Origin of the sequence: Pseudomonas sp. C5pp, assembly GCF_000814065.1 — a bacterium.
Lineage (GTDB): Bacteria > Pseudomonadota > Gammaproteobacteria > Pseudomonadales > Pseudomonadaceae > Aquipseudomonas > Aquipseudomonas asiatica.
Genome location: NZ_JWLN01000001.1, coordinates 338,700 through 345,732, shown reverse-complemented (window position 1 = coordinate 345,732; position 7,033 = coordinate 338,700). Strand labels below are relative to the sequence as shown.

Annotated in this window: 6 protein-coding genes; 4 read left to right on the top strand and 2 right to left on the bottom strand. The window is 61.1% G+C overall.

From position 1 onward, the window contains the following. Window positions 1-229 precede the first annotated feature (229 nt). Together RR51_RS01600 and RR51_RS01595 are read right to left on the bottom strand one after the other, a co-directional pair. Complete coding sequence (locus RR51_RS01600; RefSeq protein ID WP_039612431.1) at window positions 230-1,450, bottom strand: CaiB/BaiF CoA transferase family protein; 1,221 nt, start codon at window positions 1,448-1,450, stop codon at window positions 230-232. 14 nt (window positions 1,451-1,464) lie between these two features. After that, on the bottom strand, window positions 1,465-2,646 hold the full coding sequence (locus RR51_RS01595; protein WP_003252907.1) for an acyl-CoA dehydrogenase: 1,182 nt from the start codon (window positions 2,644-2,646) through the stop codon (window positions 1,465-1,467). 161 nt (window positions 2,647-2,807) lie between these two features. Between RR51_RS01595 and RR51_RS01590 the strand changes: the two genes are divergently transcribed. The 4 genes from RR51_RS01590 (at window position 2,808) to RR51_RS01575 (ending at window position 7,030) form a co-directional block, all read left to right on the top strand. Beyond that, window positions 2,808-3,707 carry a LysR family transcriptional regulator gene (locus tag RR51_RS01590; protein ID WP_039612430.1) on the top strand — a complete coding sequence of 300 codons (900 nt, stop codon included), beginning with the start codon at window positions 2,808-2,810 and terminating at the stop codon, window positions 3,705-3,707. Window positions 3,708-4,143: 436 nt separating this feature from the next. Then, window positions 4,144-5,265, top strand: a complete 1,122-nt coding sequence (locus RR51_RS01585; RefSeq protein ID WP_015268506.1) for a Re/Si-specific NAD(P)(+) transhydrogenase subunit alpha — start codon at window positions 4,144-4,146, stop codon at window positions 5,263-5,265. A gap of 11 nt (window positions 5,266-5,276) precedes the next feature. After that, a complete protein-coding gene (locus tag RR51_RS01580) occupies window positions 5,277-5,591 on the top strand; it encodes an NAD(P) transhydrogenase subunit alpha (protein WP_003256966.1) in 315 nt (104 codons plus the stop codon). A 2-nt stretch (window positions 5,592-5,593) separates the two neighbouring features. Beyond that, window positions 5,594-7,030 (top strand): NAD(P)(+) transhydrogenase (Re/Si-specific) subunit beta, encoded by a 1,437-nt coding sequence (locus RR51_RS01575; protein WP_039612429.1) that lies wholly within the window; start codon window positions 5,594-5,596, stop codon window positions 7,028-7,030. Window positions 7,031-7,033: the final 3 nt, after the last annotated feature.

Below are 7,033 nucleotides of genomic sequence, written 5' to 3'. Positions count from 1 at the left end.
CCATCTCAACCGCTGCCGATCATTCGATCGAAGCGCTCCTGACACTACCTGAATCGCCTAACTAATTGATTTACAAGAAGTTTTACGCTTCGACTACGTCAGAAGTGGGGCGCATTATAAGGGGATTCGAAACCGCGTCAACCCTTAATTTCAAGAAACCTTGATATCGCTGAAAAGCAAAGCGGGGAGGCCTGACGGCCACCCCGCTTTTCACCAAGGCCAAACGTCCTTAAAGCACACCGGCACTGCGCAGCCGCTGCACCTCACCGGCATCCAGCCCCAATACATCCTCCAGCACCACCTCGGTATGCTCACCCAGCAGCGGCGGCGCCCGACGGTACTCCACCGGCGTATCCGACAGCCGTATCGGGCTCGCCACCTGCGGCACACTCCCCGCCAACGGATGCGGAATGCTTACCGCCAATCCGCGCGCCAGCACCTGCGGGTCCTGGAACATCTGCGCCAGGTCATTGATAGGCCCGCACGGCACACCTGCAGCCTCCAGTTGGCTCACCCATTCCGCCGTGGTCTTGAACACCGTGGCCTGGCGAATCAGAGGAATCAGCTCGGCCCGGTTGGCAACCCGCAGCTTGTTGGTAACGAAACGCGGGTCGTCCGCCCACTGCGGCTGCCCGGCCACCTCGGCGAACTTGCGGAACTGGCTATCGTTGCCCACGGTAAGGATGAAGTCGCCATCCGCCGTCGGAAAATCCTGATAAGGCACGATATTGGGGTGCGCATTACCCAGGCGACGAGGCGGGTTGCCCGTGGTCAGGTAGTTCATCGCCTGGTTCGCCAGGCAGGCCACCTGCACATCGAGCAACGCCATGTCGACATGCTGACCCACCCCGGTCTGCTCGCGATGGGCGAGGGCAGCGAGGATCGCCACCGTGGAATACAACCCGGTAAGGATGTCGGTCAGCGCCACCCCTACCTTGACCGGCCCCGCACCTTCCTCACCTTCCGGGCGGCCGGTCAGGCTCATCAGCCCGCCCAACCCCTGGATCATGAAGTCATAACCCGCGCGCCTTGCATAAGGCCCGGTCTGCCCGAACCCGGTGATGGAACAATAGATAAGCTGCGGGTTGATCGCCTTCAGGCTCTGGTAGTCCAGACCGTAGGCAGCCAACCCACCAACCTTGAAGTTCTCGATGACGATATCGGACTTCGCCGCCAACTCACGCACCAGGCGCTGCCCCTCGGCCTGTGTGAAGTCGATGGTAACCGAGCGCTTGTTGCGGTTGGCCGACAGGTAATAGGCCGCCTCACTGGTGTTCTCACCCTCGGCATCCTTGAGGAAGGGCGGCCCCCATGAGCGGGTATCGTCACCACTGCCAGGGCGCTCGACTTTGATCACATCGGCACCAAGGTCAGCGAGAATCTGGCCAGACCATGGGCCGGCCAACACGCGAGAAAGGTCCAGCACCCGCAGATGTGATAGCGCGCCCATGGGCTGGCTCCTTATCAATAGAAGGCCTGGATGCCGGTCTGCGCACGCCCCAGGATCAGTGCATGCACATCGTGAGTACCTTCATAGGTGTTGACCACCTCCAGGTTGACCAGGTGACGAGCCACGCCGAACTCATCGGAAATGCCATTGCCACCCAGCATGTCACGCGCCATGCGAGCAATATCCAGCGCCTTGCCACAGGAGTTGCGCTTCATGATCGACGTGATCTCCACTGCAGCTGTGCCTTCGTCCTTCATGCGCCCCAGACGCAGGCAGCCCTGCAGTGCCAGGGTGATTTCCGTCTGCATGTCGGCCAGCTTCTTCTGGATCAACTGGTTGGCAGCCAACGGGCGACCGAATTGCTGACGGTCCAGGGTGTACTGACGCGCGGTGTGCCAGCAGGCTTCCGCAGCGCCCAGCGCACCCCACGAGATGCCATAGCGGGCGGAGTTCAAGCAGGTGAACGGGCCTTTGAGGCCGCGTACATCCGGGAAGATGTTTTCCTCCGGCACGAATACGTTATCCATGACGATTTCGCCAGTGATGGAGGCGCGCAGGCCGACCTTGCCGTGAATCGCCGGCGCGCTGAGACCTTGCCAACCCTTTTCCAGAACAAAGCCGCGGATATCACCCGCATCGTCCTTGGCCCAGACCACGAATACATCGGCGATCGGGCTGTTGGTGATCCACATCTTGCTGCCAGTCAGGCGGTAGCCGCCGTCGACCTTCCGGGCACGAGTAATCATCGAACCCGGGTCGGAGCCGTGGTTGGGCTCGGTCAGGCCGAAGCAACCGATCCACTCGCCGCTGGCCAGTTTGGGTAGGTACTTCTGCTTTTGTGCCTCGGTACCGAACTCGTTGATTGGCACCATCACCAGCGACGACTGCACACTCATCATCGAACGATAACCCGAGTCGATGCGCTCTACCTCGCGAGCAATCAGGCCATAGCACACGTAGTTCAGGCCACTGCCACCGTACTGCTCGGGAATCGTGGCGCCCAGCAACCCGACCTCACCCATTTCACGGAAGATCGCCGGGTCGGTCTGTTCATGACGGAAGGCCTCGAGCACACGCGGGGCCAGCTTGTCCTGGGCGAACTGATAAGCGCTGTCACGCACCATGCGCTCTTCTTCAGTGAGCTGCTGATCGAGCAGCAGCGGGTCGATCCAGTTGAAGCTTGCTTTACCGGCCATGAGCGAAATCCTCGAAATAGGGGGCAGTTTCTTGTGCCTTTGAGCCTAGGCCTGATCGGCCGCCGGGACAAACGAGGATTGCGCACCAATTAGTGATAATTTGTCACTTCGTAAATCGGCAAAACGCCATATTGACAGCCTTACGAGTGAGGTTGACGTACATGCGCCGCAAGATCCCCAGTACCGCCGCTCTGGTTTGCTTCGAGGCGGCGGCGCGCAACGAGAGCTTTACCAAGGCCGCCCAGGAACTCGCCCTGACCCAGGGTGCCGTCTGTCGACAGATAGGCGGCCTGGAAGCCTTCCTCAATGTGGAACTGTTCCGCCGCTCGCGCCGCGGCGTGAAGCTGACCGAAGCCGGCCTTTCCTACAGCCGCCAGGTGGCCGCCCAACTGGACGCGGTAGAGCGCGACACCTTGTCGGTAATGCGCCAGCAGGGCGCAAACGTGATCGAGCTGGCCGTGGTACCCACCTTTGGTACCCAATGGCTGCTACCACGGCTAAAGGACTTCCAGCAGCGCCACCCTGAGGTCACGGTCAACCTCACCAACCGCACCCGGCCATTCCTGTTTGCCGACACAACCTTCGATGCCGCTATCTACTTCGGCGATGCCGACTGGTCCGGCACCCAGTCGCACCGGCTGATGGGGGAAAACCCGGTACCGGTGTGCAGCCCGGCGCTGCTGGGCGGGCAGGGCACACTCGACGCTCAGCGTATTGCCCAACTGCCACTGCTGCAGCAGAGCACGCGCCCCTATGCCTGGCGGCAATGGTTCGGCAGCGTCGCCATGAATGTGGAACGCGACATGACAGGCCCGCGCTATGAACTATTCTCGATGCTCGCCCAGGCGGCCATGCATGAGATGGGCATCGCCCTGATTCCACCGTTCCTGATCCAGCGCGAGTTGGAGGAGGGTAGGTTGGTGGTCGCTAACAGGCATGCCCTGAGTAGTGACAAGGCCTACTATCTGATGATTCCGGAGCGCAAAGTGGAGTCGGCTTCGCTACGCGCCTTCCGTGACTGGCTGGTAAGCCAGGCCCAGGCGTACACGGCCAAGACGTGAGCAGTCATGATAAATTGACTTCGTAGTCAATTATTTTTAACACCTACAGATATATGTATTTGTCGCATATACATAAACTGTTATGCAGTAGCAAAAATCCGCTTTAACCCTGCTTACGGCGCGGCTTCGCGGGTTATTTTGCGACATTCACCAAGCCGTAAGCGAATCAACCGCAATTTTTTTGTTTTTTTCTCCTAATCTGCCAATAGCCTATGTTTGACAGGCTGCAGCCTGGCCGTTGCGACATACGGTCACAGGGTGACTTGTAGTTTTGACTTCGTTTCGCTCCAGAACCGGTTGAAGGCCTCTGGCTTCGTCTGCAAAATGCTTCGCCCGCCCGGGATTCGGCGGGTCGGCGCTCCACAGCCGCCCCAGCGCACCATCCGAAGTGCGCTGGCTTTTAAAAAGACAAAAGGTCACCGCAGGAGAAATAGTCGTGCACATTGGTGTTCCTCTCGAGACGCAGACCGGTGAGACAAGGGTCGCTGCGACCCCGGAAACCATCAAGAAACTGATTGGCCAGGGCCATCAGGTCACCGTCCAACGGGGGGCAGGGCTCAATGCCAGCATTCCGGACAGTGCCTATGAGGCCGTGGGTGCTTCCCTGGGGAGTGCAGCCGATGCCTACGGCGCCCAATTGGTGCTCAAAGTGGTCGCCCCCAACGACCAGGAACTGGCCCTGATCAACAGTGGCAGCCTCCTGGTGGGCATGCTCAACCCCTTCAACAGCGAGCTGATCGGCAAGATGGCCGAGCGCGGCATTACCGCGTTCGCCCTGGAAGCCGCGCCGCGCACCTCGCGGGCGCAGAGCCTGGACGTGCTGTCGTCGCAGGCCAACATCGCCGGTTACAAGGCGGTGTTGCTGGCTGCCCATCACTACCCACGCTTCATGCCCATGCTCATGACCGCCGCCGGTACCGTCAAGGCCGCGCGCGTGCTGATCCTGGGCGCGGGCGTTGCCGGCCTGCAGGCCATTGCCACGGCCAAGCGCCTGGGCGCGGTGATCGAGGCATCCGACGTACGCCCGGCCGTGAAGGAGCAGATCGAGTCGCTGGGCGCCAAGTTCATCGACGTACCCTACGAAACCGATGAAGAGCGCGAATGCGCCGAAGGTGTCGGCGGTTATGCCCGGCCGATGCCGGCAAGCTGGATGCAACGCCAGGCCCAGGCCGTGCACGAGCGCGCCAAGCAGGCGGATATCGTCATTACCACTGCGCTGATCCCGGGGCGCAAGGCGCCGACCCTGCTCAGCGCCGAAACCGTCGCGCAGATGAAGCCCGGCTCGGTGGTCATCGACCTCGCAGCAGCCCAAGGCGGCAACTGCCCACTGACTGTCGCCGACCAGGTGGTACAGGAGAACGGCGTGATCATCGTTGGCCCGACCAACCTGCCGGCCCAGGTGGGCGCCGATGCCTCGGCACTGTATGCACGCAACCTGCTGGACTTCATGAAGCTGCTGTTCGACAAGGACGGCGCGCTGGTCATCAACCTCGAAGACGACATCGTCGCGGCCTGCTTGATGTGCCGTGATGGTCAGGTCGTCCGCAAGAACGGCTAAGGAGCACGACAATGGAAGACATGCTGATTTCCCATGGCATCTACAACCTGATCATCTTCGTGCTGGCCATCTATGTGGGCTACCACGTGGTGTGGAACGTCACCCCGGCGCTGCACACACCGCTGATGGCCGTGACCAACGCCATCTCCGCGATCGTCATCGTCGGCGCCATGCTGGCCGCCGCCCTGACCGTGACCCCGGCCGGCAAGCTGATGGGCACCCTTGCGGTAGCCCTGGCCGCAGTCAACGTGTTCGGTGGCTTCCTGGTCACCCGTCGCATGCTTGAGATGTTCAAGAAGAAAACCAAGAACGAGGCGCAGAAGTAAGCATGAGCATGAATCTGGTAACGCTCCTCTACCTCGTCGCCTCGGTGTGCTTCATCCAGGCGCTCAAGGGCCTGTCGCACCCGATTACCTCGCGGCGCGGCAACCTGTTCGGCATGATCGGCATGGGTATCGCCATCGTCACTACGGTCGGCCTCATTTATAAGCTCGGGGCCGAGCTTGCCACCGCCGGCATCGGCTACGTCCTCGTTGGCTTGCTGGTCGGCGGCACCGCCGGTTCGATCATGGCCAAGCGCGTCGAGATGACCAAAATGCCGGAACTGGTCGCCTTCATGCACAGCATGATCGGCCTGGCAGCGGTGTTCATCGCCATCGCCGCGGTGCTGGAACCGCAATCGATGGGCATCGTTGCCGCCATGAGCGACCCGATCCCCACCGGCAACCGTCTGGAGCTGTTCCTCGGCGCAGCCATTGGTGCCATTACCTTCTCCGGCTCGGTGATCGCCTTCGGCAAGCTGTCTGGCAAGTACAAGTTCCGCCTGTTCCAGGGCGCACCGGTACAGTTCACCGGCCAGCACAAGCTTAACCTGATCCTCGGCCTGACCACCATCGCCCTGGGCCTGCTGTTCACCTTCACTGGCCACTACAGTGCCTTCACCCTGATGCTGGTATTGGCCTTCATCATGGGCGTGCTGATCATTATTCCGATCGGGGGCGCCGACATGCCGGTGGTGGTGTCGATGCTTAACAGCTATTCGGGCTGGGCAGCGGCCGGTATCGGCTTCTCGCTGAACAACTCGATGCTGATCATCGCAGGCTCTCTGGTCGGCTCGTCCGGTGCCATCCTTTCGTACATCATGTGCAAGGCGATGAACCGTTCGTTCTTCAACGTCATCCTCGGTGGCTTCGGTGGTGATACCGATGCTGGCGCGGCGCAAGGCTCCAAAGAGCAGCGCCCGGTGAAGTCTGGCTCGGCCGACGATGCCACCTTCCTGCTCAGCAACGCCGACAGCGTGATCATCGTCCCTGGCTACGGCCTGGCGGTGGCTCGCGCCCAGCACGCGCTCAAGGAACTGACCGAGAAGCTGAGCCACAACGGTGTGACCGTGAAGTACGCGATCCACCCGGTGGCCGGCCGTATGCCCGGGCACATGAACGTGCTGCTGGCGGAGGCCGAAGTGCCGTACGACCAAGTGTTCGAGATGGAAGACATCAACGCCGAGTTCGGCCAGGCCGATGTGGTGCTGGTGCTGGGCGCCAACGACGTGGTCAACCCTGCGGCGAAGAACGACCCCAAGTCGCCGATCGCCGGCATGCCGATCCTCGAAGCGTTCAAGGCCAAGACCATCATCGTCAACAAGCGCTCCATGGCCAGCGGCTATGCCGGCCTGGACAACGAACTATTCTACCTCGACAAGACCATGATGGTGTTCGGCGACGCCAAGAAAGTCATCGAAGACATGGTCAAGGCGGTGGAGTGACAA

Excerpts from the sequence above, each read along its gene's own strand:
- RR51_RS01580 (WP_003256966.1), top strand. The coding sequence starts at position 5,277 with ATGGAAGACATGCTGATTTCCCATGGCATCTACAACCTGATCATCTTC.
- RR51_RS01600 (WP_039612431.1), bottom strand. The coding sequence starts at position 1,450 with ATGGGCGCGCTATCACATCTGCGGGTGCTGGACCTTTCTCGCGTGTTG.
- RR51_RS01575 (WP_039612429.1), top strand. The coding sequence starts at position 5,594 with ATGAGCATGAATCTGGTAACGCTCCTCTACCTCGTCGCCTCGGTGTGC.
- RR51_RS01595 (WP_003252907.1), bottom strand. The coding sequence starts at position 2,646 with ATGGCCGGTAAAGCAAGCTTCAACTGGATCGACCCGCTGCTGCTCGAT.
- RR51_RS01590 (WP_039612430.1), top strand. The coding sequence starts at position 2,808 with ATGCGCCGCAAGATCCCCAGTACCGCCGCTCTGGTTTGCTTCGAGGCG.